28 protein-coding genes are annotated in these 26,284 nt (G+C 49.3%); 19 read left to right on the top strand and 9 right to left on the bottom strand.

Features of this window, described 5'->3' with window-relative positions:
* Positions 1-191: 191 nt before the first annotated feature.
* From HR45_RS09715 to HR45_RS09700, 4 genes are read right to left on the bottom strand one after another with little or no spacing between them, the layout of a single operon-like run.
* The gene (locus HR45_RS09715) at positions 192-794 is read right to left on the bottom strand and encodes a TlpA disulfide reductase family protein (protein ID WP_063355107.1); all 603 of its coding nucleotides are present in this window, start codon (positions 792-794) and stop codon (positions 192-194) included.
* Positions 794-1,267: a heme lyase NrfEFG subunit NrfF gene (gene nrfF / locus HR45_RS09710; RefSeq protein ID WP_037442354.1), complete on the bottom strand. Its 474-nt coding sequence runs from the start codon at positions 1,265-1,267 to the stop codon at positions 794-796. Before nrfF ends, HR45_RS09715 begins: the two co-directional genes overlap by 1 nt.
* On the bottom strand, positions 1,264-1,818 hold the full coding sequence (locus HR45_RS09705; RefSeq protein WP_037442352.1) for a DsbE family thiol:disulfide interchange protein: 555 nt from the start codon (positions 1,816-1,818) through the stop codon (positions 1,264-1,266). Before HR45_RS09705 ends, nrfF begins: the two co-directional genes overlap by 4 nt.
* An 18-nt stretch (positions 1,819-1,836) precedes the next feature.
* Positions 1,837-3,825, bottom strand: a complete 1,989-nt coding sequence (locus tag HR45_RS09700; protein ID WP_037442350.1) for a heme lyase CcmF/NrfE family subunit — start codon at positions 3,823-3,825, stop codon at positions 1,837-1,839.
* A 449-nt stretch (positions 3,826-4,274) separates the two neighbouring features.
* Between HR45_RS09700 and ccmI the strand changes: the two genes are divergently transcribed.
* Entirely contained in the window at positions 4,275-5,558 is a 1,284-nt protein-coding gene (ccmI, locus tag HR45_RS09695) for a c-type cytochrome biogenesis protein CcmI (RefSeq protein ID WP_037442348.1), read from the top strand.
* Positions 5,559-5,636: 78 nt separating this feature from the next.
* Here the strand turns inward: ccmI and HR45_RS09690 are convergent, their stop codons facing one another.
* Positions 5,637-6,011, bottom strand: coding sequence for a c-type cytochrome (locus tag HR45_RS09690; protein ID WP_206537898.1), 375 nt, complete (start codon positions 6,009-6,011; stop codon positions 5,637-5,639).
* Between the two features lie 255 nt (positions 6,012-6,266).
* Between HR45_RS09690 and ccmA the strand changes: the two genes are divergently transcribed.
* From ccmA to ccmE, 5 genes are read left to right on the top strand one after another with little or no spacing between them, the layout of a single operon-like run.
* Entirely contained in the window at positions 6,267-6,914 is a 648-nt protein-coding gene (gene ccmA, locus HR45_RS09685; protein WP_037442346.1) for a cytochrome c biogenesis heme-transporting ATPase CcmA, read from the top strand.
* Between the two features lie 12 nt (positions 6,915-6,926).
* Entirely contained in the window at positions 6,927-7,613 is a 687-nt protein-coding gene (gene ccmB / locus HR45_RS09680; protein ID WP_037442344.1) for a heme exporter protein CcmB, read from the top strand.
* A 1-nt stretch (position 7,614) separates the two neighbouring features.
* On the top strand, positions 7,615-8,358 hold the full coding sequence (locus tag HR45_RS09675) for a heme ABC transporter permease (protein ID WP_037442343.1): 744 nt from the start codon (positions 7,615-7,617) through the stop codon (positions 8,356-8,358).
* Positions 8,355-8,564, top strand: a complete 210-nt coding sequence (ccmD, locus tag HR45_RS09670) for a heme exporter protein CcmD (RefSeq protein ID WP_241461088.1) — start codon at positions 8,355-8,357, stop codon at positions 8,562-8,564. The genes HR45_RS09675 and ccmD overlap by 4 nt, the downstream gene beginning before the upstream one ends.
* Positions 8,561-9,046: a cytochrome c maturation protein CcmE gene (gene ccmE / locus HR45_RS09665; protein ID WP_037442339.1), complete on the top strand. Its 486-nt coding sequence runs from the start codon at positions 8,561-8,563 to the stop codon at positions 9,044-9,046. Before ccmD ends, ccmE begins: the two co-directional genes overlap by 4 nt.
* A gap of 68 nt (positions 9,047-9,114) precedes the next feature.
* On the opposite strand, the gene yjjG is transcribed toward ccmE, so the two are convergent.
* The 4 genes from yjjG to HR45_RS09645 all read right to left on the bottom strand — a co-directional run bounded on the left by yjjG (position 9,115) and on the right by HR45_RS09645 (position 13,550).
* Positions 9,115-9,825, bottom strand: coding sequence for a pyrimidine 5'-nucleotidase (gene yjjG, locus HR45_RS09660; protein WP_037442337.1), 711 nt, complete (start codon positions 9,823-9,825; stop codon positions 9,115-9,117).
* A 24-nt stretch (positions 9,826-9,849) separates the two neighbouring features.
* Positions 9,850-11,220, bottom strand: a complete 1,371-nt coding sequence (locus HR45_RS09655) for an alanine/glycine:cation symporter family protein (protein WP_037442335.1) — start codon at positions 11,218-11,220, stop codon at positions 9,850-9,852.
* Between the two features lie 107 nt (positions 11,221-11,327).
* The gene (locus HR45_RS09650; protein ID WP_037442333.1) at positions 11,328-12,422 is read right to left on the bottom strand and encodes a phosphotransferase; all 1,095 of its coding nucleotides are present in this window, start codon (positions 12,420-12,422) and stop codon (positions 11,328-11,330) included.
* A 33-nt stretch (positions 12,423-12,455) separates the two neighbouring features.
* A complete protein-coding gene (locus tag HR45_RS09645) occupies positions 12,456-13,550 on the bottom strand; it encodes a hypothetical protein (protein ID WP_063355106.1) in 1,095 nt (364 codons plus the stop codon).
* A 159-nt stretch (positions 13,551-13,709) separates the two neighbouring features.
* Between HR45_RS09645 and gmk the strand changes: the two genes are divergently transcribed.
* The 13 genes from gmk to HR45_RS09580 all read left to right on the top strand — a co-directional run bounded on the left by gmk (position 13,710) and on the right by HR45_RS09580 (position 26,278).
* Positions 13,710-14,333: a guanylate kinase gene (gene gmk / locus HR45_RS09640; RefSeq protein WP_037442331.1), complete on the top strand. Its 624-nt coding sequence runs from the start codon at positions 13,710-13,712 to the stop codon at positions 14,331-14,333.
* A 58-nt stretch (positions 14,334-14,391) separates the two neighbouring features.
* Complete coding sequence (gene rpoZ / locus HR45_RS09635; RefSeq protein WP_037442329.1) at positions 14,392-14,679, top strand: DNA-directed RNA polymerase subunit omega; 288 nt, start codon at positions 14,392-14,394, stop codon at positions 14,677-14,679.
* A 27-nt stretch (positions 14,680-14,706) separates the two neighbouring features.
* A complete protein-coding gene (gene spoT, locus HR45_RS09630; RefSeq protein ID WP_037442327.1) occupies positions 14,707-16,821 on the top strand; it encodes a bifunctional GTP diphosphokinase/guanosine-3',5'-bis pyrophosphate 3'-pyrophosphohydrolase in 2,115 nt (704 codons plus the stop codon).
* A gap of 20 nt (positions 16,822-16,841) precedes the next feature.
* Positions 16,842-17,225, top strand: a complete 384-nt coding sequence (locus HR45_RS09625; protein ID WP_037442324.1) for a RidA family protein — start codon at positions 16,842-16,844, stop codon at positions 17,223-17,225.
* Between the two features lie 257 nt (positions 17,226-17,482).
* On the top strand, positions 17,483-19,141 hold the full coding sequence (locus HR45_RS09620) for an AMP-binding protein (RefSeq protein ID WP_037442322.1): 1,659 nt from the start codon (positions 17,483-17,485) through the stop codon (positions 19,139-19,141).
* Positions 19,142-19,285: 144 nt separating this feature from the next.
* Complete coding sequence (locus HR45_RS09615) at positions 19,286-20,218, top strand: calcium/sodium antiporter (RefSeq protein ID WP_037442320.1); 933 nt, start codon at positions 19,286-19,288, stop codon at positions 20,216-20,218.
* Between the two features lie 109 nt (positions 20,219-20,327).
* Positions 20,328-22,403, top strand: a complete 2,076-nt coding sequence (gene recG / locus HR45_RS09610; protein WP_037442318.1) for an ATP-dependent DNA helicase RecG — start codon at positions 20,328-20,330, stop codon at positions 22,401-22,403.
* Positions 22,404-22,579: 176 nt separating this feature from the next.
* Positions 22,580-23,452, top strand: coding sequence for a DUF3014 domain-containing protein (locus HR45_RS09605; RefSeq protein ID WP_037442316.1), 873 nt, complete (start codon positions 22,580-22,582; stop codon positions 23,450-23,452).
* A 267-nt stretch (positions 23,453-23,719) separates the two neighbouring features.
* Positions 23,720-24,460: a beta-ketoacyl synthase chain length factor gene (locus tag HR45_RS09600; RefSeq protein WP_037442314.1), complete on the top strand. Its 741-nt coding sequence runs from the start codon at positions 23,720-23,722 to the stop codon at positions 24,458-24,460.
* The gene (locus HR45_RS09595; protein ID WP_052074649.1) at positions 24,453-25,232 is read left to right on the top strand and encodes a lysophospholipid acyltransferase family protein; all 780 of its coding nucleotides are present in this window, start codon (positions 24,453-24,455) and stop codon (positions 25,230-25,232) included. Before HR45_RS09600 ends, HR45_RS09595 begins: the two co-directional genes overlap by 8 nt.
* Positions 25,219-25,473, top strand: coding sequence for a phosphopantetheine-binding protein (locus tag HR45_RS09590; RefSeq protein WP_037442310.1), 255 nt, complete (start codon positions 25,219-25,221; stop codon positions 25,471-25,473). Before HR45_RS09595 ends, HR45_RS09590 begins: the two co-directional genes overlap by 14 nt.
* Positions 25,474-25,481: 8 nt before the next feature.
* Positions 25,482-25,730, top strand: coding sequence for an acyl carrier protein (locus HR45_RS09585; protein WP_037442308.1), 249 nt, complete (start codon positions 25,482-25,484; stop codon positions 25,728-25,730).
* Positions 25,730-26,278 carry a COG4648 family protein gene (locus tag HR45_RS09580; protein ID WP_037442306.1) on the top strand — a complete coding sequence of 183 codons (549 nt, stop codon included), beginning with the start codon at positions 25,730-25,732 and terminating at the stop codon, positions 26,276-26,278. Before HR45_RS09585 ends, HR45_RS09580 begins: the two co-directional genes overlap by 1 nt.
* The last annotated feature ends 6 nt before the right edge of the window (positions 26,279-26,284 follow it).

The raw sequence follows: 26,284 nt of genomic DNA, 5'->3' as shown, positions 1-26,284 counted from the left end.
TTTCAAACTTATTTTTCGCCTCGTGATGAGTCTCCTCATCACCACCTCAACTGCCTTTGCTTTCGCGCTGTGCCGTCTCAGTGGGTGCGCATTATAGGCACCTCAAAAAACTCCGCAACCCCTTTTTTAAAGAAAAAAGATCGCTTGTTGATCTTTTCAACAATACGCGATCTTTTTCAGCAATTTCGGCGTTATTTGGCCGTTTTTGAAGTTGCGTTGCCGCTTTTTTGGTGTTTTTCGGCAAGTTTGCGGATCTTATTCTCCACTTTCGGATCATCCCAATCCACAAAACTTCTCACAAAGGCGACTAAAGTGCCGTTGGTATCAAGAATGAAAGTGGCTGGAATGGTATCAAGCGGAAAGATCGCACTCAGTTTCATGTGTGGATCATAGAAACTGCTGAAACCCTGCATGCCTCGTTCGTCCAAAAATGCACGTACCTGAGGTTGTTCTACTTGATCAATAGAGATTGGCACAAGTACAACATTGTCATCTTTCAGTCGTTGACTAAATCGATTAAGCGCGGGTAATTCGCGCACGCACGGCGGACACCAAGTCGCCCACATATTCACAATCACAACTTTGCCGCGGTATTGGGTAAAGTCGTGTGCTTGTCCTTGAGCATCATTAAATGCAACCGTTTTCAACGGGAAGCCATGAGGAAGTACATTGATGCGGTCTGCCGTCGAACTTGCTGCAACAGTTGCCTTTGCAGTGGGCTCATTAGCAGACGCGTTTGCCACAAAAGTGGCAAACGCGGCGGTTAACGCAAACAGAAGATGGTGAACTTTCATTAGCGATTCTTCAGTAATTCGGCGAGTTTTTGCTGGTCTTCGTCGGAGATTTCCTCAACGGCGACAGCACCACGCTGTTTACGAATGAAGATAAACGCAATCAGTCCACCTAGAAGCAACAAAGCAATAGGACCTAACCATAAGATATAGGTTTTACTATCTAGGCGTGGTTTATACAGTACAAAATCACCATAACGGCTGGTCATGAACTGGACAATCTCATCATCACTCTTGCCCGCATCTACCATTTGGTAGACTTCCATACGCAGGTCACGAGCTACTGGCGAGTTAGAATCCACGATGTCTTGGTTTTGGCATTGTGGGCAACGCAAAGTGCGTGCTAGCTCCATCGCATGTTTCTGATTCGCTTCATTTTTGAACTGATACGTATCAACCGGCGTAGCATTCGCTAGCTGACTAACACCCAGTACTAATGCTATACCTGCCAAAATGGCGAACAACCGTGATTTCATGATGTTTTACCTGCCACAGCTTCCTGTTTTAGCTTCTGAATAATTGGAAAGATGGTTTCGTTCCAAGTGCGCATATCGATAGGGCCCGCGTAACGGTAACGAATAATACCGTTATGATCGACCACAAAGCTTTCTGGCGCACCATACACACCGAGATCAAGCCCTAAGCGACCATCTTTATCATAGATATTCATCGCATATGGATCGCCTTTGAACTTCAGCTCTTTTACTGCTGCCTCGCGTTCGTCGCGATAATTGATACCGTATATCGGCACAATATTTTGCCGTGCGAGCTTCAGTAAATAAGGATGCTCATATTTACAAGACGGACACCAAGTTGCCCAAACGTTCATGATATATACCTGACCTTTGAGGTCATGGTTAGTGATCTTAACGTTTGGATCTTCCAATTTTTCAAGATTAAAGTCAGGTACAGGGCGACCTTCCAAAGCAGAGTCCAACTCTTTTGGATGCAGATACAAACCTGCATAGAGGAAGTATCCCAGAACCAAGAACAATACTAACGGAATAAAAAGTACCAGCTTTTTCATATTTCACTCTTTATCCAATTAAGCCGATGCCAAATCTGCTTTCTTATCAGCGGCAGCATTTTCTTTTGCAACAGCGTCTTTCGCTTTTACGCGGTAACGTTTGTCAGATGCTGCAAACAACCCGCCGATCATCATGAACACACCGCCAAACCACAACCAACGTACAAATGGTTTGTAGTTCAAACGTACGGCAAATTCAGTGTTGCTGATTGGGTCACCCATAGTGATGTAAAGGTCACGGAATAAGCCCCAATCGATACCCGCTTCGGTCATATCCATAGTGCGCACATTATATTGACGGCGATCAGGCTTCAGGAAAGCGATCTCTTTACCATCTTTTGTCACACGTACTTGGCCTTGCTTGGCGGTATAGTTAGGACCTGCCACATTCTTAGTTTCTAAGTAGTGGAAGGTGTAACCCGCGAGCTCTTGGCTAACACCTGGGCCCATACGAACACTTTTCTCGACCGAGTAGTTCGACACCATAGTGGCACCCACTACCGAGACGGCAATACCCAAGTGAGCAATCACCATACCGAGTTGTGAACGACCTAAACGGCTCATGTTCACCTTACCGTCGCTACCTTTTACGATAGTCAACGCTGCTTGGATAGTCGCCAAGAATACCCACAGTGCGGTGCCCATGCCAAACACGACCCACAGGTTGAGTTCACCACCAGCAATGAAAGGTACGGCTAAGCCAAACACCAATGAGACAATTGCAGGGATCAGCAATTTACGTTTAATTTCGCCGGCTTTCGCTTTCTTCCAGCGAATGATTGGACCTATGCCCATAAACACAAAGGCAACCAACGACAACGGCACAAACACCGCGTTGAAGTATGGCGGGCCAACTGAGATTTTACCCATGCCCAACGCATCGATCAGCAGTGGGTAGAGAGTCCCCAACAATACTGTGGCTGAAGCAACGGTCAAAATGACGTTACATACCAGCAGCATGGTTTCTTTAGACCACAATTCAAAGCGTGCAGGACTGTTCATATCACTGGCGCGGAAGGCAAACAGTGTCAGCGAACCACCGATAGTGATACCGAGCAGCAACAGAATAAACAGACCACGGCTTGGGTCAGCGGCAAATGAGTGCACTGAAGTCAGCACGCCAGAACGTACAATAAAGGTACCCAGCAAACTCAGTGAGAAGGCAAAGATCGACAGTAGTACTGTCCAGTTGCGGAAAGCACCACGCTTTTCAGTTACCACCAAAGAGTGCAACAACGCAGTACCAACTAACCATGGCATAAAGGAAGCGTTTTCTACTGGATCCCAGAACCACCAGCCGCCCCAGCCCAGTTCGTAATATGCCCACCAAGAGCCCAGTGCGATACCACCTGTAAGGAAGATCCACGCAGCCAAAGTCCAAGGACGTGTCCAACGAGCCCATGCGGCATCCAAACGACCACTCATCAATGCCGCGATAGCAAATGCAAATGGCACCGAGAAACCTACATAGCCGAGGTACAACATAGGTGGGTGGAAAATCAAACCTACGTCTTGCAGCATTGGGTTCAGGTCACGACCTTCCATCGGCGCAGGAATCAGACGTTCAAACGGACTTGAAGTCAGCAACATGAACAGTGAGAAACCGATAGTGATGATGGCGAGAATAGCCAGCACCCGTGCAGTCATCACTTCTTCTAAGCCTTTGCTGAAGAATGCCACTGCAGCAGTCCACACAGAAACAGCAAATACCCAGAACAACAGAGAGCCTTCATGGCCCCCCCAGACAGCAGCTATTTTAAAGAAAATCGGCAACTCTGAATTAGAGTGCGCCGCGACATATGCGACAGAAAAGTCATCGGTCGCGAATGCGTAAGCCAGCGATAAAACCGACAGGGTAATAAAGAAAGTCATACCGTAACTTAGCGGCCACGCGTAGCGCACCAGGTACTGGTCCTTTTTGGCTACACCTACTAGCGGCACAATTGCTAACAACACAGCAAATGCTAGACCGATGATCAGTGCAAAATGTCCAAGTTCTGGGATCATGGTTATTCCTCAGGTTTAGTTTTCGTTGTCAAACACCTTGAATGACGAACGAACACACGACTAAACAGCTCATACAACACATTGAAAAATATTGATAAAAATCTTTTATAACTAGCTTAACTTAATTGAGCTTCAGCTCATTTTAGTATTTGCTATTGTTCATGTCTGCCACTTTGAGTCAAATATGGGTTTCGGCTCTCATTCTCCGCTTCCCGCGATAAAACTTGGTTATCAGGCAGAACTCTTGGCTGTGACTCGACTTTGTAGCAGAAGTTTCATCCGTTTATTAAGTAAAATAAGAACTGTGAACCAGTGCCCAAACATGACGATTGGATTTATGACCCGCGGTTATATTACTGTTCAATGAAACATCTTTACGTAATAATTCGGGGCCATTGGCAGCGACATCCAATCGTCCGCGTAATCACCAACCTAGTGAAAAGTGAATAATGACTACCTTCTGGATTTTCATCGTGATTGTGGTGCTAGTGAGTCTAGCGCTGATTTGGATCCCACATTTTCGGCAGAAAAAACTGCTCGAAGCCGGTGAGAGTGGTGTGCGTCAGCAGGCCAACCTCGAACTATTCAACGAACGCTTAGCCGCGTTAGAAAAAGAACTCAGCGACAACGTATTGGATCAAAAAGAGTTTGATTCGTTGAAGCAAGAGCTCGAAGTCAGCTTGCTGCAAGATATTAAGCAAGGCCAAGACGAATCATTCAATGAGCAAGGCAAACGTAAAAGTGCGCTTTGGCCTAGCCTGATGTCAGTGGCGGTGATTATCGTGGCTGGCGTAATGTATCAGCGTTTAGGCGCTTATCAAGAAATGGAAAACACCGCAGCGGCAACGCCAGCGAACCCTCATGCGGGTATGTCGCCTGAGCAGTTGATGCAGATGCGGGTCGAGATGATTGAGCAGCAAGTTGCCGCTGAACCTGAGAACAGCCAAGCTTGGTTCAATTTAGGCCATGCCTATATGCAGGCTGGCATGTTTGATAAATCCATCTCTGCTTTCGACAAAGTGATCAGTCTGGTCGGTGAACACGCAGAATTGCTCGGTCCTAAAGCCACCGCGCTTTATTACAAAGCAGGGCAAAAGATGATCCCAATTGTGCAGAAACTGATTGATCGCTCACTGGCGTTGGATCCGCACGACCCATCTACATTGTTGTTGGTTGGTATGGATGCGTTCTACACCGCCGATTATCAAAAAGCGATCGATAGCTGGCAGAAGATTCTTGAAAGTGATCGCAGCGACATTGATCGCAAGGCCATCATCAGTGCGATAGATTCCGCGAAGATGCGCCTGCAAGCCAATGACGGCACCATGCCAAACGATGCAACTCACGCCAACCTCAAAGCAGAAGACAAGGCCGCCAGTGCTGAGACTGCAGCAAAGACTGTGACGGTAAAACTGTCAGTGTCACCGGAGTTGGCTAGCAAAGTAAGCAATACCGATATGATTTTCGTTTTTGCTCGCCCAACCGAAGGTCCAAGTGTGCCAGTTGCCGCAACGAAAGTCAGCGCTAAAGCATTACCTGTGACGGTAGTTTTGGACGACACCACCAATATGGGCGGCAGCGTCAAACTGAGTGAAAGCAAAAATGTTGAAGTGATTGCCGTGCTGTCCAAACACGGTAACCTCAAGCCAGAAGCGGGTGACTTACGCGGCAAACTGGCAAGCATTGATGTTGGCGGTACTGGCGACTTGGTGTTAGATACTGAAGTTCAGTAACCCAGCTCGCATCAACTGATGATACGCATATAAAAAAACCGGCAATTGCCGGTTTTTTTATATCAATACTTTCGCAACTTACTTGGCTTTTTTCTTCGCCATAAATTCTATCGACGCTTTATAGTCATCATCGCTACAGCTGCTGCACATCGCTTTAGGCGGCATATTGCCTTTACCTTCTTTGACGGCCTGCAGCAGTGAAGGCATGCCTTTATCCATCAAAGATTTCCACGCGGCTTCGTCGTGTGCTCGCGGAGCACCGCCTACGCCACTGGCGTGACAGAACATACACGATTTATTGTAAATCGCTTCTCCATCTGCCGCCTGTGTGGCGACAGAAAACAAACCCGCCGCAATCACGGCAATCACTCGCATCTTCATCATCATTAGTGATATTCCTGGCTTCATTTCACATAGCTTGCCTGCACCTTCGCCAGCGCAGAACTGTTCCATTGCTGCTCCAGCCTACAACAAAATTTAGTGACAACACATCTTTTTGTGAGCCATCTCTCATGTTGTCGCGACTAAGCATCTAAAGATAAAGAAGACACTAATGTATGATTAACTTAACAATAAGTTCAGAAAAGTTATTTTTTATTGGAAGCACATCGCATTGCTGAAACTTCGTTGGCCATATTGGTAAACGCAAAAGTAGCTTTATGTTAGGATTATCGCGTTTCCTAAAGTGCGTGTTTTATCGAGGGTTAAGTGACAAAACAAGACTCCAAAGCATTGCTGTCGGCCAATAGCCTCACTTGTATTCGCGAAGAGCGGATCTTGTTTGACGAGCTGAGTTTTACCATCAACAGCGGTGATATAGTACAAATCGAAGGACCGAACGGTGCCGGTAAAACCAGCCTATTGCGTATTCTTGCCGGACTTTCCCGTCCGTACGCTGGTGAAGTGATGTATCTAGACGAATCGATAACTCGATGTCGCGATGAATACAATGAAGATCTGTTGTATCTCGGTCACTTAGCTGGTGTAAAAAGTGAACTTACCGCCGAGGAAAACCTCTATTTTAATCTACGCGTTAGCGGCTATGACCAATTTGATGCGCGCGATATTCTCAGCAACGTCAATCTGACGGGTTTTGAGGATGCGCTTGCAGGCCACCTATCTGCTGGTCAGCATCGTCGTACTGCATTGGCGCGTTTGTGGCACACCAATAGCCGCATCTGGATCCTCGACGAGCCCTTTACCGCGATTGATAAACGCGGCGTGGCTGAACTGGAACAGTTATTTTTACAACATGCCGATAATGGTGGCTGTGTCATCGTCACCACGCACCAAGATATGGGCATTATTTCGGAAGAGCGGTTACGTAAAATCCGCTTGGAATATCGGTTTGTATAGAGCAGGGAACGAATGAAAAGAGGCATCAGTTTTACACAAGCATTCTTCACCCTGCTCATGCGGGATTTGAAAATTGCGGTGCGTCATCGCGGCGATATTTTTAACCCACTGCTGTTTTTTATCATTGTGGTGACCTTGTTTCCGTTAGGTATTGGCTCAGAAGCAAAAATTCTCAGCCGTATCGCGCCTGGGGTTATCTGGGTTGCCGCCTTGTTGGCGTCTATGTTATCGCTGGAGCGCTTATTTAAGGCGGACTTTAACGATGGCAGCTTAGAGCAGATGCTGCTTAGTCCGCAGCCGCTGCAGTTACTGGTTTTAGCGAAGGTATTGGCCCACTGGTTATTAACTGGTTTACCGCTGATCATCATCGCGCCATTGCTAGCCGTGTTGCTGCATATGGAAGAGAGCGCTTATCCGGCGTTGATTGAAACCTTGCTGTTGGGCACCCCCATTCTAAGTCTGTTGGGTGCCATCGGCGTGGCGTTGACGGTGGGATTAAGAAAAGGTGGGGTATTGCTGAGTTTGCTGATCCTACCGCTGTATATTCCGGTACTGATTTTTGCTACCGGGGCAATTGAGTTTGCTGCATCGAGTCAACCTTATGATGGTCAGCTGGCAATTATTGCTGCGCTGCTGGTCGGTTCTTTGGTTTTGGCACCGTTCGCGATTGGTGCCTCTTTACGTGTGAGTACTAACTAATATGTGGAAATGGTTGCATCCTTATGCTGAGCCGCAACGGGCTTATCGGTTAGCTGGAAAATTTATTCCGTGGCTATCTATTCTCGCCATCCTAATGCTGTTAACTGGCACCACTTGGGGCATGGTATTTTCACCGACGGATTACCAGCAAGGTGATAGTTACCGCATCATCTTTGTGCATGTACCCGCTGCCTCTATGTCAATGTCTGCCTATATTGGTATGGCCATTGCGGCGTTTATTGGGCTGGTATGGCAAATCAAATTAGCTGACTGGATGGCGGCATCGATAGCGCCGATCGGCGCAGTGATTACCTTTATCGCACTGGTGACCGGTTCTACCTGGGGTAAGCCAATGTGGGGCACTTGGTGGGTGTGGGACGCGCGATTGACCTCTGAGTTGGTACTGCTATTTCTCTATCTAGGTGTGATCTCGCTCTACGCTTCGTTCGAAGATAAGGTGTTAGCTGCACGTGCTGCTGGTATTTTATCTATAGTAGGTGTAATTAATATTCCAATTATCAAATATTCGGTTGATTGGTGGAACTCCCTGCATCAGGGTTCAATCAAGATGACGGGTAAAACCGCCATGCCGCCGGATATGTTGGTGCCATTGGTGATTAACATTCTTGGTTTTGGCGTGATGATTGGCGCCTTGAGTTTGATCCGTTTCCGTTCTGAAATCTTGGCCCGTAATGGCATGCGCCCTTGGGTAAGAGAACTGGCACTGGCCGAAGGAGCTAAATGATGCAAGCACAATTCCAGTCCGTATCAGACTTTTTGAACATGGGTGGCTATGGCTTCTACGTATGGTTATCTTACGGCGTCGCCTACGTGTCACTGGCAATATTGATCGGTTTTACCCTGACTCGCAAAGGGCGGGTCTTGAAAGAAATTGCGGCTAAAGCCAAGCGCGAGCAACGTTTGGCACAACATCGGAGCGCGAAAGAATGAACGCAAGACGCAAAAAGAGATTAGTGCTAGCTAGCACATTGGTAGTGGGTGTTGCAGTGGTTGCCTCTTTGCTGCTGTATGCACTGAATTCTAACCTCAACCTGTTCTATACACCGTCAGAGATTGTTAACGGTAAAGTCGACACTGGTGTTAAACCTAAAGTGGGTGATCGCATCCGTATTGGCGGTATGGTGACGGAAGGGTCGTTAGTACGTGATCCAAAGAGTCTGCATATCAGCTTTGCAGTGCATGATGCCGCAGGCGGCCAAGTGACTGTGACTTATGATGATCTGCTGCCAGATCTATTCCGTGAAGGTCAAGGTGTTGTAGCGCAAGGCGTATTGGTTGGTCCTGGTCAACTGGAAGCCACTGAAGTACTCGCTAAGCATGATGAAAACTACATGCCACCTGAAGTCGCTGCTGCGATGGGTCAAGATCACCAGAAAATGCAGTACACTGAAGAGCAAAAAGCGGGCGGCTAAGTAAGACGAGTCTATCGCCACATGCTGAATCTTAAAGCCCCACGCGATGGGGCTTTTTGTTGGTCATGTTAACGACTGAGAACATCAGTTGGGGCAAACAGTAACTGCTCTAAATGAAACATCGTCGGCACCTGCCAAGTGGGTACGACACCTTCAGGTACTGCACGGCCCGTCACGTTTAACCAGCAGGTTTTCATCCCCGCATTATTACCGCCTTTAATATCGGTAAATGGATTATCTCCCACCATCAACACTCTTGCTGGCAATACATCTCCCATTTGTTGTAACGCATGTTCAAATATCGCCACATCCGGTTTAGCCGCCCCCACGAGCTCAGAGACCACTAGCATCTCAATGATGTCAGCAATTCCCGTTCGCGCTAACCGTACTGGCTGCAATGATGCAAAACCATTAGTGATGATGCCAAGGCGTACTTTGCCCGCTAACCGTTGTAATAAGGAGGCGACACCGGGCAACATTTCGCAAATATCGCCCATGGTGTTGAGATAATGTTGGTTGAGGATTACCGGTGGTTGATTGAGAAGTCGGCCCCAATATTCAAAGCGCTGCACCTGCACCTCAGCTGCGACCACTTCGCCGCGTTCGTACGCCTGCCACAAGGCAACATTCACCGCTTTATAACGCTCAAATTCAGCGTCGGAAAAATCAAAGCCGTAATGAGCAAAAGTCAGTTGCAACCCCCGCTGCGCATCAAACTGAAACAGGGTTTCATCGGCGTCAAAGACAATCCAATCAAACTGGCTGTAGTGTCCGTCCACGCTCCTTCCCCTTCATTTATAGGCTTATTGCTGTTTAAGCTCAGCAAAGTATTGCTTAGCAGCCGCTTTGACTTTGGGTGCCAACAACACCGCAGAAATCATGGTAGGAATCGCCATCAAAGCATAAGCGCCATCGATTAAGTTAACCACATTACTCAAACTGGTGGTTGCTGCAAACAGAATCGTCAGTAAAAAGAAGGTTTGGTACATTGGCACATAGCGGCTACCGCAGAGAAAGCGAAAACACTGACTGCCATAAAATGCCTGGGTGATAATCGTCGTGATGGCGAAAAATACTACGCACAACAACAGTAGATAAGGCCCGACGCCCGGCATAGTTTGATCAAATGCACGGCTAGAAAGGCTGATACCGTCGACGCCCCCTTGCTGCCACACGCCAGAAATCAGAATAATCAGCGCCGTAGCGGTACACACAATCAGCGTATCAATTGCCGGGCCTAACATAGCAACTAAGCCCTCTTTTACTGGTTGCGCCGTCTTGGCACTACCATGTGCCATCACCTCAGTGCCGATCCCCGCCTCGTTTGAGAATGCTGCCCGTTTAACCCCGATCAACAATGTGCCAAGAATGCCGCCAGCAACGGATTTCATCGAAAAAGCCTCTGTCACGATTTGTGCCAGATAACCGGGCACCTGCTCAAGGTGAGAACCAATAACGTAAACCGCGCAGCCAACGTAGATCAAAATCATGGTAGGCACCGCTCTAGTGGCCACTGCGGCAATTCGAGTAATCCCCCCTAGCACCACGCTACCTACCACCAGCATAATGATGGCGCCCAGCCCCAGCTGTAACCAAAAATGATCGCTTGCCGCGCCTGTTCCCAAATTATCAGGGCCGAGAATCACCCACTCTTTGACAATCGTCACTAGCTGATTGGTGTTAAACAGTGGGAAGTTCCCCATCATGCCGACCACGGCAAAGAACACAGCCAACGGTTTCCATTTTGGCCCTAATCCTTCAGTAATGATGTACATAGGGCCGCCACGGACCACGCCTTGATCATCATGACCGCGATACATAATCGCTAAGGTACAGGTAAAGAATTTGGTCGCCATTCCCACAATGGCACTAACCCACATCCAGAAAATAGCCCCGGGGCCACCCGCCACCATTGCTAATGCCACACCGCCGATATTGCCCATACCGACAGTCCCCGCCATTGCACTAGAGAGCGCGCCTAAATGACTGATTTGCCCTTCTGCATTTGGCTCATCATATTTGCCTCGCAGAATATTTATTGCGTGTTTTAGATAACGAAACGGCGCAAAGCCAGAATAAAGAAGGAAGAATAGACCACCGCCCACAAGCAAAAACAGCATATGTGGGCCCCAGGCATAAGAGGCGAACGCGGAGGTCGCTTCAGCAAACGTCATAATTGTTAACTCCGTGTAAAATCTGCTCTTAGACTACCAAGCGTACAGAGTTATTCAATCTTTTCAGCGTTTAAGCGACTTTTTAATCGCCATTACTGCATAAAAAGTTATTTAGATGATGTCGCCATGAGTATGGGTTGTAGCTGATGCTGTTGTTCAAGCAGACGCTGATAAAGCGTAAATTGATTGATAGCGCGCTGCAGATTATGGCCTGAGTGGGTAATGCGAAAATAGCGATCGCCATCTAAATGATCAGTCAAAAAACGTATCGCCAACATTAACGTCACCACTTTGACACCTAGCCATAAGCTATCGTGCTCTACCGGTGTCATCAGTGGGCCTAAGGCTTGCAACCAGCCTTGACTGATGGCGGTAAAGTAATCCGGCAACAGATTAATATTCTGCAACTCAGTTGAATCTTCCGCTACCGAGGCACAACAACTGCGCACCATATCGCCAAAGTCATACATCCAATAACCCGCCATACAGGTATCTAAATCGACCACAGCACAGGGGTTATTGCCAGCGTCAAATAACAGGTTATTAATCTTAGTGTCGTTGTGACAGATGCGCAGCGGTAACTGCGCTTCCATGTCAGCGACTTCTGTCAGCAAAATACGCTGAGACGCAACGAACGCCAGCCACGGCCGACATTCAGCAACACGACCATGACGATCGGCGTTCACTTGCTGCTCGAGCAAACGCATTCTGACGTCTAAGTTGCGAAAATCACTGATGGTTGCTTGTAGCTGTGACGCGTCAAAGTCCGCTAACGCGGCTGCAAAGGCGCCAAACGCCGCCGCAGTTTGGTGTGCTTGCGCGGTATTGTGCATTTGTTCAATGCTGTGGCTGTTATCCACCAGCGAAATCGCTCGCCAAAAGCCAAGCTCAGTATCCTCTATCGCGAGCTGACCGCTGAGCGTTGCAACAGGCACTGTGAGCTGCAAAGCATAACGTCCGGCCTGCTGTTGCTGCTGCAGATGCTGGGCAATCAAGTCGGCATTTTCGACCACTGCCCAAGGTTTTGGGAACACTTGGGTGTTGATGCGTTGCAATACCAATGCGCTTGTATCTGTGCGTAGCAACCAAGTATGGTTAATGTGACCATTCCCCAACGGCGTTAACGACGCACTTTCGCACTGCATTGTAGGCACATAATGAGGCAATATCCGCTGCCGTATTTGCTGAGCGTCAAGCGACATGATTGGGGTTACCTTAGTTGTTTCAACGAGTCGTTATTTCAATAAACGACTAAAACTGTCGTTAGCTTGCAGTGCGGCCTGACTACCTTTGAGGCCAAAATCATAGCCACAGAGTTTGAAGCTGCCGCGCATCGCCACATCGTTGACTATCGCCTGCGTATCCAGCGGACTAAACACCGCTTCTACCGCACCGTTGGCCACGATATTGACCTGCATCGGGCGATACTCAGAACCATCGTTAAACGCGATCACGGCGCAGCGTTTATCTCCGCTAGCCGATGCCAAATCCCACATATTACCTGGCGTCATGGTATCGCCGAGCCATTGCATGATCAGCTTGTCGCCTTCCAGTATCAGGCTGAAATGATCCGGCATCTTCACGATTTCACGGCTGGCTGATGTGTCTTGCACCACAGGCTGCGAAGCCACTGGCATGGCTTCAGGCTCTGCATCGCGTGCCACCCACCAACTACTCACGCCAATCAAAATAACCAGCAGAACCGCCGCGACCAATACCCACTGGCGATAATGTGCTAACCACGCCAGCAACGCACGCACGTTTTGTTGCAATTCAGCAAAACCAGTATCGTTCGACGTCACTGCAATATGCGCGTCAAGTTGCGGCTCGCTGACACCGGTTGTACTGATATTTAATGGTTCATCATGCGTGACGCTGGCAGCACCAATAGTCGGTTCTACCCGCGGCATCGCTTTCGCCACCGATAGATCTACCGGGCCGCTATATCCCTGAACATAATGGCGTTGCACTCGCGCGCCTTTGGCAGCCACATTAGGTAGAAACGCAAAGCCCAAGTGCAGCACCAACGCCAGTATTAAAGCGCAATACAATACTGGCCCAGTTGACATAGTGAGCACGGCGGACAAAATTAATAACCAAGGCAGTAGCGCTACGGCGGCCATTAGTGGCGGACGTCCAGCATCGCGCACTCGCCGCCAAGCGGATGCCAATAATATCGGTAAAACCAGCAGCGCCACAAAAGCGGCAAAGCCACCACTGCTTGTGATGCCCCATAACAGCAAAATGAGCAGATAAACCGCCAGACTGATCGCCAAATGCCGCAGTCCTTGATCATAACCTTTCAGACAGATAAGTGATCTTAGTAACACGATTTCCTCTCTGTTGCGCTTCGATACGGTAAAACTGGCGCAAGACTATCGAATTTGCGCACAATTGTCAGCGGTACTGGCGCACTATTGCGCAGCGCACTATAATATCGCCCCTATTTTTCGTCTGGCCTTTAGGCCGCTGATGCAGACTGAGTAACTATGAGTAGCCGTGGAAATCTGTTTATCGTCTCCGCCCCGAGTGGCGCGGGTAAATCTTCGCTGATTGCGGCGCTACTGGCCGACCAACCTGCCGATATGCAGGTGTCGGTGTCTCACACCACTCGTCAACCGCGTCCGGGCGAAGTCCATGGGCAACATTATCATTTTGTCTCAGTGGACGAATTTAAACAGCTCATTGCTGAACAAGCCTTTTATGAATGGGCTGAAGTATTTGGCAACTATTATGGAACCTCACGCCGCGTGATTGAACAGACGCTGGCACAAGGCATTGATGTTTTCCTCGATATCGACTGGCAAGGCGCACAGCAGATTAAGCAACAGATGCCAGAAGCGATTGGCGTATTCATTCTGCCGCCGTCTCGTGACGAGCTGCAACGTCGTCTTACCGGCCGCGGCCAAGACAGCGAAGAGGTAATCGCCTCGCGCATGGCCAAAGCGGTATCTGAGATGTCCCATTATTTTGAGTATGATTTTGTCATCGTTAACGATGATTTTGAAACAGCACTGACTGATCTGCGGGCAATTATCCGCAGCCAACGACTCACTCAAGCTAGTCAAACAATCACCCACAGTGATATGCTTAAGGGTCTATTGGCAGAGTGACAGTCATCGTGTACACTTTTGCGTCATTTTTTCACCGAACACACTGGAGTTCCAACACATGGCTCGCGTAACTGTAGAAGACGCCGTAAAACAGATCGGCAACCGTTTTGACATGATCATGGTTGCAGCACGTCGCGCACGTCAAATTGCTGTTCAAGGCAAAGACCCGCTTGTTGAAGAAGAAAATGACAAGCCAACAGTGATCGCACTGCGTGAAATTGAACAAGGTCTGGTGAATAGTCAGACTCTGGAAGCCGATGAGCGTCAAAGCGTTCGTGAACGTGAAGCTGCAGAAATCGCAGCGGTTGCGGCGATCGCTGAAGGCCACAACTCTTCCTCTCTGTAAGGTCGACGATATCGGGAGTAGTACCACTTGTATCTGTTTGAAGGTCTGAGAGAAGCCGCTACCGCCTATTTAGCGCCGGAACAGGTTGATTTACTCAAGCAGGCCTATCAGGTGGCGCGCGATGCCCACGAAGGGCAAATGCGCACGAGTGGTGAACCCTATATCACCCATCCGGTAGCTGTAGCACATATACTTGCCGACATGCGTCTCGACCACGAGACGCTGATGGCTGCCTTGCTGCACGACACCATTGAAGACACCCATGTGACTCAAGAAGACCTCGCCAATCTGTTTGGTGAGTCGGTCGCCTTGTTGGTGGAAGGTGTCTCCAAGCTCGACAAGATTAAGTTTCGCGACAAGAAAGAAGCGCAAGCGGAAAACTTCCGCAAGATGATGCTGGCGATGACGCAGGATATTCGTGTCATTCTCATCAAGCTGGCCGACCGTACCCATAACATGCGTACGCTTGGCGCTTTACGTCCGGACAAACGTCGTCGTATCGCCCGCGAAACGTTAGAAATCTACGCCCCCATTGCCAACCGCCTGGGTATTCACAATATCAAGACGGAGCTGGAAGACTTAGGTTTTCAGGCCTACTACCCGATGCGCTATCGCGTCATCAAAGAAGTGGTTCGTACCGCCAGCGGTAATCGCAAAGAGGTGATCCAAAGTATCGAAAATGGGATACGCGGCCGCCTCGAAGAAACCAAAGTGGCCTGCAAGGTCAAAGGGCGCGAGAAAAACCTCTACTCCATCTACAACAAGATGCGCACTAAAGAGGTCAAATTTGAAGACGTGATGGACATTTATGCCTTTCGCGTCATCGTCGACTCTATCGATACTTGCTACCGCGTACTCGGCATCATGCACGGCCTGTATAAGCCGCGTCCGCTGCGTTTTAAAGATTATATCGCCATTCCTAAAGCCAACGGCTATCAATCGCTGCATACGTCATTGATTGGCCCGCGTGGGGTGCCCGTCGAAGTGCAAATCCGTACTGAAGATATGGATCAGATGGCAGACAAAGGGGTGGCGGCACACTGGATGTATAAGAGCGGTGATGCATCCTCTGCAACTACCAGCACGACTACACAAGTGCGCGCCCGTAAATGGATGCAGAGCTTGCTGGAATTGCAGCAAAGCGCGTCTTCTTCTTTTGAGTTCGTTGAGAACGTCAAAACTGAGCTGTTCCCCGACGAAATCTATGTGTTTACGCCAGACGGACGCATTTTGGAATTGCCAGTAGGCGCAACGCCAGTCGACTTCGCCTATGAAGTGCATACCGATGTCGGTAATACTTGTGTGGGCGCTCGCGTAAACCGTCAGGCTTACCCGTTGAGTCAACCGCTGATGTCCGGTCAAACCGTTGAGATCATTACGGCTAAAGGCGCAAAACCCAATGCAGCTTGGCTCAACTTTGTGGTGACGGGCAAAGCGCGCTCAAAAATTCGCCAAGTGCTCAAATTCCTCAAGCAGGATGAAGCTATCGCATTGGGTAAACGACTGCTGAACCATGCGCTGGGCGACACCAAGCTGGAAACCTTTACGACTGAACAGATCAGCAAGGTCGTCAAAGATACCAAACACGAGAATTTTGATGCGCTGCTGGCCGACATTGGCCTAGGTAATGCCATGGGCTTGCTGATTGCGCAGCGCTTGAAAGGCGAGAACATTGATCCTAACCGCAGCGCTGACGATAGCAAACTGATGCCAATTCGCGGTGCCGAAGGCATGCTGGTGACCTTTGGTAACTGCTGCCGCCCAATTCCTGGCGATGCTGTGGTGGCTTATGTCAGCCCAGGTAAAGGTCTGGTGGTGCACATGGAAAACTGCGCTAACATTCGCGGTTATCAAACCGAGCCAGACAAATATATCCCGGTACAGTGGGATACGGTTGAAGGCGCTGAGTACCAAGCCAACCTGCGCATCGAGATTGTGAATCACCAAGGGGTATTGGCGAAAATTACCAATATTATCGCCGCAGAAGGCTCCAATATTTCGAATATTAGTACCGAAGAACGCGATGGCCGTGTCTATCTCATCCATTTGCGGATTTCGGTACGTGATCGTGTTCATCTGGCGAATGTGATGCGTCGTATTCGGGTATTGCCCGAAGTATTACGCACCTCCCGTAACAGGTAATAACAAGGAAATTGTGCGTTATGGCAGACAAGAAAATTATTGCAACCGACAAAGCCCCCGCCGCTATCGGCACCTATTCTCAAGCGGTACAAGTAGGTTCAACCTTGTATCTATCGGGTCAAATTCCTTTGGTGCCAGCCACCATGGAAGTTGCGGGTGAAGATTTTGAAACCCAAGTGGTGCAAGTGTTTGAAAACCTCAAAGCCGTTTGTGAAGCGGCAGGTGGGTCACTGGCTGATATCGTTAAGCTCAACATCTTTATGACCGATTTAGCTAACTTCGCTAAAGTGAACGAAGTGATGGGCCGTTACTTCAGCGAGCCATATCCTGCTCGCGCAGCTATCGGTGTGAAGCAACTGCCAAAAGACGTTCAGGTTGAAATGGACGCTATCGCTGCACTGTAAAGCAGTGGTAAACGCAAAAGAATGGGCACTGAGGTGCCCTTTTTTATGCCCGCATGCTAGAAATCTCATCTCCTCATACTGTTTTTTGCTGAACAAACCGCGATAAATATTTGCAGCCTTAATGCGCGCCTTCCATACTTGGTAAGGTACTTTTGTTGATAAAAAACAGAAAGTTCTTGGCGAATAGCATGGTGTGGGGAATGCTGTAAGCCAGTTCACCTTACTCAATAACAAACTAATAATTAAGGGGCTCGCCTATGGCAACCAGTTACCGCAGTCCGGTCGACATGTTGAGTCAATGGGCATCAACTCAGGGCAGTGAAATCTATCTGCGCCAACCGGTGCGAGGACAATACAAAGATTACACTTGGCAACAAGTTTATAGTGCCGTTCAGCAAATCGCGGGGGCACTTCGACATCTTGGTTACAATGCCGGAGATAAAATCGCGCTACTTTCCAAGAATTGCGCCGAATGGTTTATTACCGATCTAGCGCTGATGTATGGCGGATATATTAGTGTTCCTATCTACCCAACCGCTAATTCAGACACCATTCGCTACGTACTGGAGCACAGCGGTGCCAAAGCAATCTTCGTGGGTAAATTGGATCATTGGCCCGATCAAGAACCGGGAGTCGGTGGTGATATTCTGCGCTTGGCCCTGCCCTACGAAACCATGCCGGCACAATATCAGTGGTTACAACTATTAAATCTCGGCGCGCCATTAATTGATGCCGAGGCGCCCACCGAAGACCAAGTGATGACGCTGATCTACACCTCAGGTTCGACCGGCAAACCTAAAGGTGCCGTGCAAACCTTTGGCGCTTATAGCTGGACCTGTAACGCAGTGGTGCGCGACCTAAAAGCTGACAGTAATGACCGGCTGATATCCTATCTGCCATTGGCACATATTACGGAACGAGTGGCGATAGAAGGCTCATCCTTTTATGCCGGTTGTCCGGTGGCGTTTGTCGAGAGCTTGGAGACCTTCGTTACCGACGTGCAGCGAATGCGCCCAACCGTTTTCTTCTCGGTGCCTCGGCTGTGGACGCTGTTTCAGAAAAACATCATCGATAAAGTCGGCAGCTTCAAGAAGCTGCAGACCTTACTCAAAATTCCGTTACTGGGCTGGCTGGTAAAGCGCAAAATCCACCAAGGTTTAGGGCTGGATAAAGTACGACTGCTGGGCTCGGGTTCAGCACCAATACCGCCGTCGTTGGTCGAGTGGTACCACAGTATTGGCCTCGATATTTGCGAAGCTTGGGGTATGACGGAAAACTGTGCCTACTCCATCATCAATCACCCGTTTGATGCCAGCAAAATTGGTACCGTGGGCAAGCCTATTCTTGGCTGTAAGATCAAGCAGTCGCCTGAAGGTGAGTTACTGGTTAAAAGTCCTAGCCTGATGCGGGAATACTATAAAGCCCCTGAAGCAACCGCTGCTGCGTTTGATGAAGAAGGCTATTTTAAAACTGGCGACTTATGTGAAATCGATAGCGATGGTTGCGTTAGTATTACTGGCCGCGTGAAAGACAACTTCAAAACGGCTAAAGGCAAATATGTTGCGCCAGTGCCGATTGAGCGCAAACTGGCGCAAGACCCACACGTAGAGCTGATCTGTGTGATTGGTTCAGGGCTACCGCATCCGGTGGCGTTAGTACAACTTGCCGAAGGGGCTGCCTTACAAGCGCGCGAAGAGGTGCGCACCTCGCTGAAAGAAACGCTCGACAGCGTCAATCCTAATCTGGAGTCACACGAAACCGTCGATGCCATTATTGTGGTAACCGAGCCTTGGACCATCGAAAATGACATTCTGACCCCCACCCTCAAAATCAAACGCCACGTGCTTGAAAAAGCCTACAGCGACCGTGTTGAAGGCGTACGCGGAGCAGAAGTGAAGTGGGAAGATGAGCTGTAGCACGTTCAGTAAAAGATCCCGCCAAAGGTTGGGATCTTTCTGACAGAATATGTCACAATAGCCGACTTTGTACGTCCAACAACACGCTGCTATCGCCGTGTTAACCGGGCGAGTTCAAGCCTGACAAGACTTGTGGAAGCTGTTATGACCTTTATTATTCTGGCAATTTTGGGTGGTTTTACCATTTTAACCGTGGGTGCCGAAGCCTTGGTCCGTGGCGCGAGCGCCATTGCCTTGCGCTTAGGTGTCACACCGTTGGTGATTGGTTTAACGATTGTGGCTTTTGGCACCAGCGCTCCAGAATTAGCAGTCAGTGTTAAATCAGCGCTATCGGGCAACTCTGGTATCGCATTAGGTAATGTGATCGGCTCCAACATCGCCAATATCGGCCTGATTTTGGCGCTTACTGCGATTATTCGCCCCATCGGCGTACAGTCACAAACGGTAAAACGTGATATCCCGATTATGATTGGTGCCTCAGTCCTGCTGCTGTTACTGCTGATTGATGGTGGTTTGGGGTGGATTGACGGGCTGGTACTATTTGGCTTACTACTGGTGTTTCTGTGGCATAGCTATCGCATTTCCAGCGATGAAGATGCGGAAGAGATTGAAGCCGGCCCGCGTAATCCTTGGTTATCTGCGGTATTGATTCTGGTGGGCATCGCCTGTTTAGTGGGCGGTGGCATTTTGTTTGTTGATGGTGCGGTTGAACTGGCGCGCGCTTTTGGTATTAGCGAAGCTGTGATCGGTTTGACCATTATCGCCATTGGCACCAGTATGCCGGAGCTAGTCACCTCTGTGGTTGCCGCGCTAAAAGGTCAAAGCGATATTGCCATCGGCAACGTCGTTGGCTCTAACCTATTCAATATTCTTTGTATTCTTGGCGTTACTGCGCTGGTGCATCCCATTGCGGCAACAGGTTTTAGCATCTTAGATTTCTCGGTCATGCTCATTCTGGCCATTTTGGTGTTGCCGTTTGCGATGAGCAATATGCGCATCGGTCGCAAGGAAGGCTTGGTTCTGTTAGCGGGCTATGTTGGCTATATGGCTTACCTCGTGACGCACGCCGCAGCCTAATTGGCGATTTTTCACTAAGGCTTTGACGATGGTTGAAAAATGCACCATTGTCAAAGCTGCCGGGTTTGATACTATATGTATAAATCCACAGTAATCCGGTAATCAGACCTTGCAACGGCTGGATCAACTTCCCATCAACCAACTCACAGGCGTTGCCGCTAAAATGGCAGAAAAGCTCAATAAGTTGGGGATTCATTCCGTACAGGATTTACTGTTCCACCTGCCACTGCGCTATGAAGATCGCACCCGTATTTACCCAATCGCAGAGTTAAACCTTGGTAATTACGGCACAATTGAAGCGGAAATCCAATCGACCCAAATCGTTAACGGCCGCAAGCGCATGCTGGTGTGCAACGTACGCGATGATACCGGCGCACTCACCTTACGCTTTTTCAATTTTTCGGCAGCGCAGCGTAACAGCATGCAAAACGGGTTGCGTATTCGCGCTTATGGTGAAATCCGGCGTGGCAATCAGCATGCTGAAATTATCCATCCCGAGTACAAAATTCTTCAAGCAGATGAACCAGCGAAGCTGAGTGATTCGTTAACGCCAGTCTACCCCACAACGGAAGGGCTGCGCCAAGCCAGTTGGATGAAGCTGACCGAACAAGCACTGAAACTGCTGCAGGAAGGTGCATTAACCGAATTACTGCCAGCGTCGTTACGACCCAATCAACTGAGTCTAGCGCAGGCCATCCGTATCATGCACCGCCCACCAGCGAGCATAGATCAATTTGAGTTACTCCAAGGCAGCCATCCGGCCCAACAACGTCTAGTGCAGGAAGAACTGCTTGCGCACAATCTCAGCATGCTGAAACTGAGACAACGCGGTGAGCGCGATAAAGCGGTCAGTCTCAAAACTACCGGTCAGTTAATGACGCCATTTTTGGCCTCGTTGCCGTTTAGTCCCACCGGCGCACAACAGCGCGTAGTGGCAGATATTGCGCAAGACATCAGTCAGCCCCATCCAATGATGCGTTTGGTGCAAGGAGACGTCGGTTCAGGTAAAACGCTTGTCGCCGCCATGGCCGCACTGCAAGCGATTGAAAATGGCTATCAAGTGGCCATGATGGCGCCAACCGAACTGCTCGCGGAGCAACACGCGCTAAACTTTAGCAACTGGTTTGCCCCTCTGGGTCTGAAAGTCGGTTGGCTCGCCGGGAAACTCAAGGGAAAAGCGCGTGAGCAATCACTAGAGGATATTCGTGAAGGTCGGGCACAGATGGTGATCGGCACCCACGCGATTTTTCAGGAACAAGTACAGTTTCAGCGGTTAGCCCTTATCATCATCGATGAGCAACACAGATTTGGTGTACATCAACGCCTTGGTCTGCGCGAAAAAGGGATTCAACAGGGCTTTTATCCACACCAATTGATCATGACTGCCACCCCTATTCCACGTACCTTGGCAATGACGGCCTATGCCGATTTAGATACCTCGATAATTGATGAGTTACCACCGGGTCGAACGCCAGTGACCACGGTCGCTATCGCTAATTCACGGCGGCAAGATATTATCGAGCGTGTCCGCTCAGCCGCACTCGAAGATAGTCGTCAGGCCTATTGGGTCTGCACGCTGATTGATGAGTCCGAAGTACTGCAATGTCAGGCCGCAGAAGATACCTATCAAGAATTGAGTGAAGCGCTGCCACAACTGCAGATTGGATTAGTGCATGGCCGCATGAAAAGCGCCGATAAGCAAGCGGTCATGGACAGTTTTAAGCGGGGCGAGATTAATCTTTTAGTGGCCACAACGGTGATTGAAGTGGGTGTCGATGTGCCCAACGCCAGCCTGATGATTATCGAGAACCCTGAGCGTCTTGGTTTAGCCCAATTGCATCAGTTACGCGGCCGCGTCGGGCGTGGCGCCATCGCCAGTCATTGTGTCTTATTGTATCAGGCACCACTGTCGAAAACGGCTACCAAACGCCTTGGAGTGCTGCGCGAGAGCAACGATGGCTTCGTCATTGCTCAGCAGGATTTGGAGATCCGCGGTCCCGGCGAAGTGCTTGGTACACGGCAAACCGGATTAGCCGATATGAAAGTCGCTGATCTAGTAAGGGATCAAGCCTTAATTCCGCATATACAAAAGCTGGCTAATCATGTCATGCAACAGGTACCAGAAAATGTTGATGCGATTATTGAGCGCTGGCTAGGAGATCGGCAACAATATGTACAGGCTTGAGTAGCGCTTGTTCAGTCACGGTTAAATATTGTGCAACCATAATCACTGAAGCAAGCTCCCAGAATGAAAATAAATGTTGTTGTGTAGTCGAGGCTTGCTAGACAACAAAATCAATATTTGCAGAATGGAAACTTCGTGTCACACGAGGCTCAATGAGTTTAATTTAAGGATATTTCATGCAAGTCAATGAAGAAGACAGAATCGCACCACAACCGCAGCGTGCCAATTCCGCTGCCACAGGTTGGGCTATTGCAGCAGTGATTCTGATTGTTGTCGGTGCGGGATACTATTTCTGGAGCACAGATGATCAAGACGGTGAGCCACAAACGCGTACTGAAGTCGCGTTGCCTGAGCCAGCGCCAGCAGAACCATTAGTGACAGAAGCCAATGTGCCAGAGCCAGAGGCCGCTCCAGCAGCAGAACCAACACCTACAGTCGCTGAAACAGAAGTACCAAAAGCGGAGCCACTGCCAGAGCTGAATGAAAGCGACACCTATGTGCATGACAAAGTGATTGCGATGGCTGATGGTATGGCAATCGATCCGCTACTGAACAACAGCGATATGGTGCGCCAATTTGTGGTGTTCGTCGATAATATCGCCCAAGGTCAACTGGCACGAAAAACCAGTCCACTGCAGGCGCCAAGCCAGAGCTTTACGGTCACTGACATCACCAATAAAACCTATCTGAATCCTGATAGTTATCATCGTTATGATGTCTACGCCGATTTTCTTACCGGTTTGGATGATGAGCAGTTAGTCACCACTTACAAACGACTGTCGCCATTGTTAGAGCAAGCCTTCGCCGAACTGGGCTATCCCGACATGAGCTTCGATAGTCGACTGAAAGAGGCGATGAAAGAATTGCTCGCTACGCCTGTGATTGAGCAACCTATCGAGTTGTATTCCATCAGTGTGAACTACCAGTTTGTTGATCCCAAGTTGGAAGCACTGCCTAATGCGCAAAAGTTGCTGATCCGCATGGGGCCAGAGAATACCCGCAAGGTGAAAAAAGTGATGCGCCGCCTACTGGAGATCATGAACCAGTAGTCACTGTTGCCCACAGCACCATTAATGGATCTTAAGCCATTTCTGCGTTTGTTTTTCGCCTTCACTGCTTAATTGTGCATTTTGTTAACGGTTATCACTGCCGTTAACAAAATGCCTTCAAACCACCACTTTATCCGGTGTAGAATACTCGCCCGAACCGTGCAGCAACATAGTGCTGGCACTCGCGGATAACGACTATCGGCGACGACATCGAATGAGATGTTAATTTTTGTCCTCAGGGAATGGTGTTAAGCGACGAGGTTAGCAGTGCTGTTACAGTTCAATATTCTTTCTTGGAGCGCTTGGTCTCCAGCATATCAGCAAAACGCTAGCTGGCGAGACTGGCAAAAGGCAACGGCCGCCCAGTCGCTCGATAACAGTGCACCATCACTCTCACAAGTTCCCTCTATGCAGCGCCGACGCTTTAGTCGTCTCAGCAAAATGATGCTGCATGTCGCGTTTGCTGCCGATGCACCGCCACAATGCCATTCAATCTTTGCCTCACGCCACGGTGAACTGAATCGTACTATTGGCTTGTTAGAAGATATCATTGCCAAACAACCACTCTCTCCTACCGCCTTTAGTCAATCAGTACACAATACTGCCAGTGGCCTGTTTGGCATCGTCAGCGGTAACCAACAAGCATCGACTTCGATTGCGGCCGGCAGTGAAACCTTGGCGCAAGCAATGGTAGAAGCCTATGCCCAACTGGCAAGCGGCGATAAGCCAGTGTTGTTAGTGTATGGCGATGACCCAGTGCCGCCCATCTATGACGCCTACACAGATGAACTTGAGTATCCGCTGGCGTTAGCCATGCTACTGACTAACAAAGAAGCGGAAGCGAACGCTGTCGCACAGCTGAGTATCGACACACACGGCGCATCTCAGCCCCCTCATTCAGCCCTCTGCTACGGAGAATTGCTGCAAGCGCTCGCCACTCAGCAACCCATAGCGGGACAGATTGGACGACAACAGTGGCAGTTGAGCTTTGGAGCCGTGCATGAATAGCCGCTACTGTCTGCGCTGGCTTGCCGGTATTGGCTGCTATATAACGTTCGGTGTTGGCGGTTTGCTGAGCTCGCTGACCATTTTGCCGCTGCTAAAATATTGGCCCGGTAGCCCCGATGTTCGTATCAAGCGGGTGCAAAAGGCGGTACATCTGATGTTTCGCGGCATGGTGCAGTTACTCACCTTAGCTAAGGTGGTGAAAGTGGACGCTCACTGTGCTAGTCAGTTGCAGCAGGCTGAAAGTCTGGTCGTCATCGCCAACCACCCAACCTTGATTGATGTAGTGGTGCTGATCAGTTTAATGCCCAATGCAGGCTGTATCGTTAAACAGGGGCTATGGCGTAATCCTTTCCTACGCGGTGTTGTTTCCGCAGCCGGATATATTCCCAATCGCAGCGCAGAGCTGTTGCTCGAAGATTGCCAGCAGGTGCTGCGACGCGGCACCAATCTGATTGTTTTCCCTGAAGGCACACGCACCCAAAAAGGCGCGGTCATCAATGATTTTGCCCGCGGTGCAGCCAATATCGCGCTGCGTTGCGCTGCACCTCTATTACCTGTGGTGCTAAAAGTGCACAATGCTGGATTAACCAAACAAGATCCTTGGTACGCTATCCCGCGTCGCACTATCGAAATGCAGGTCAGTACTGGTGAAATATTCCATGCCAGCACCTTAGAGGATGACGTGATCCATGCGAAGCAAGCGCGCCAGCTAACGCGGGATCTCGAATTTTATTATCGACAACGACTACATGAGCACTATGAACTTACATAACGAAATCAAGCAATTGATTATCGACAGTCTCGACCTCGAGGATGTGACGGTTGAAGACATCGACACCGATGCAGCACTGTTTGGCGACGGCTTAGGACTGGACTCCATCGACGCCTTAGAACTGGGCTTGGCAATTAAAAAGCAGTTTGATGTCAAGCTGGAAGCCAACTCTGAGGCGACGCGCGAGTATTTTTATAGCGTGGCCAGTTTAGCCAATTTTATCGAATCACAACGGACGTAAGCAACGTGATGCAAAACCGTGAACAGATACTGCAGATGCTGAGTCGCATTCTGCAAGATGAATTTGAAATTGATGCCGACGATATCACCGAAACGGCCTCTTTGTACCAAGATTTAGATTTAGACAGCATCGATGCAGTCGATCTGGTGATTAAGCTGCAGCAGATCACGGGCAAGAAGATCCAGCCAGAAGCCTTTAAAAGCGTGCGGACGGTTGGCGATGTTGTCGATGCGATAGCGCAGTTGGTTCAGGAATAATGACCGCATTGCTGCAAGCTCTGACCTTGATACTACTTCTTGGCTATCCGCTTGCAGTCTATTTCGGTTTGCAATATCTGCCAGGTAATCTGCTGGCGCTGGTCATCGCAGCACTATTGTTACTACGCTTAATGTTGCAAAGGCAGCAAGTAAAAGCGCTCATTGCGCCGCTAATCCTGGGCTTAGCGTTAACCATAGGTAGCGCGATTGCCAAGCAACAACAATGGCTGCTGTTTTATCCACTGGTGATAAATGCCGCCATGCTCGTGCTATTTGCGGGGTCGCTGTGGAAAACGCCCTGTATGGTGGAGCGCTTAGCGCGGATCACAGAGCCCGACTTACCGGATAGTGCTCGTCCCTATCTGCGTAACGTCACCCGGCTTTGGTGTGGCTTATTTGTCATTAATGGCAGTGCAGCGTTATACACGGCTACCTGCAGCAGCATACAGACATGGACGCTCTACAATGGCTTCATTGCCTATCTATTGATAGGCACATTAGCCGGCGGAGAATGGTTGTACCGCCACTTTTGGCTGACAAGATCGTAAGAGACG

This window comes from Shewanella mangrovi, from assembly GCF_000753795.1.
GTDB lineage: Bacteria > Pseudomonadota > Gammaproteobacteria > Enterobacterales > Shewanellaceae > Shewanella > Shewanella mangrovi.
Note: the sequence above shows the minus strand (reverse complement) of the source record. Positions and strands in the feature narration are given on the sequence as shown.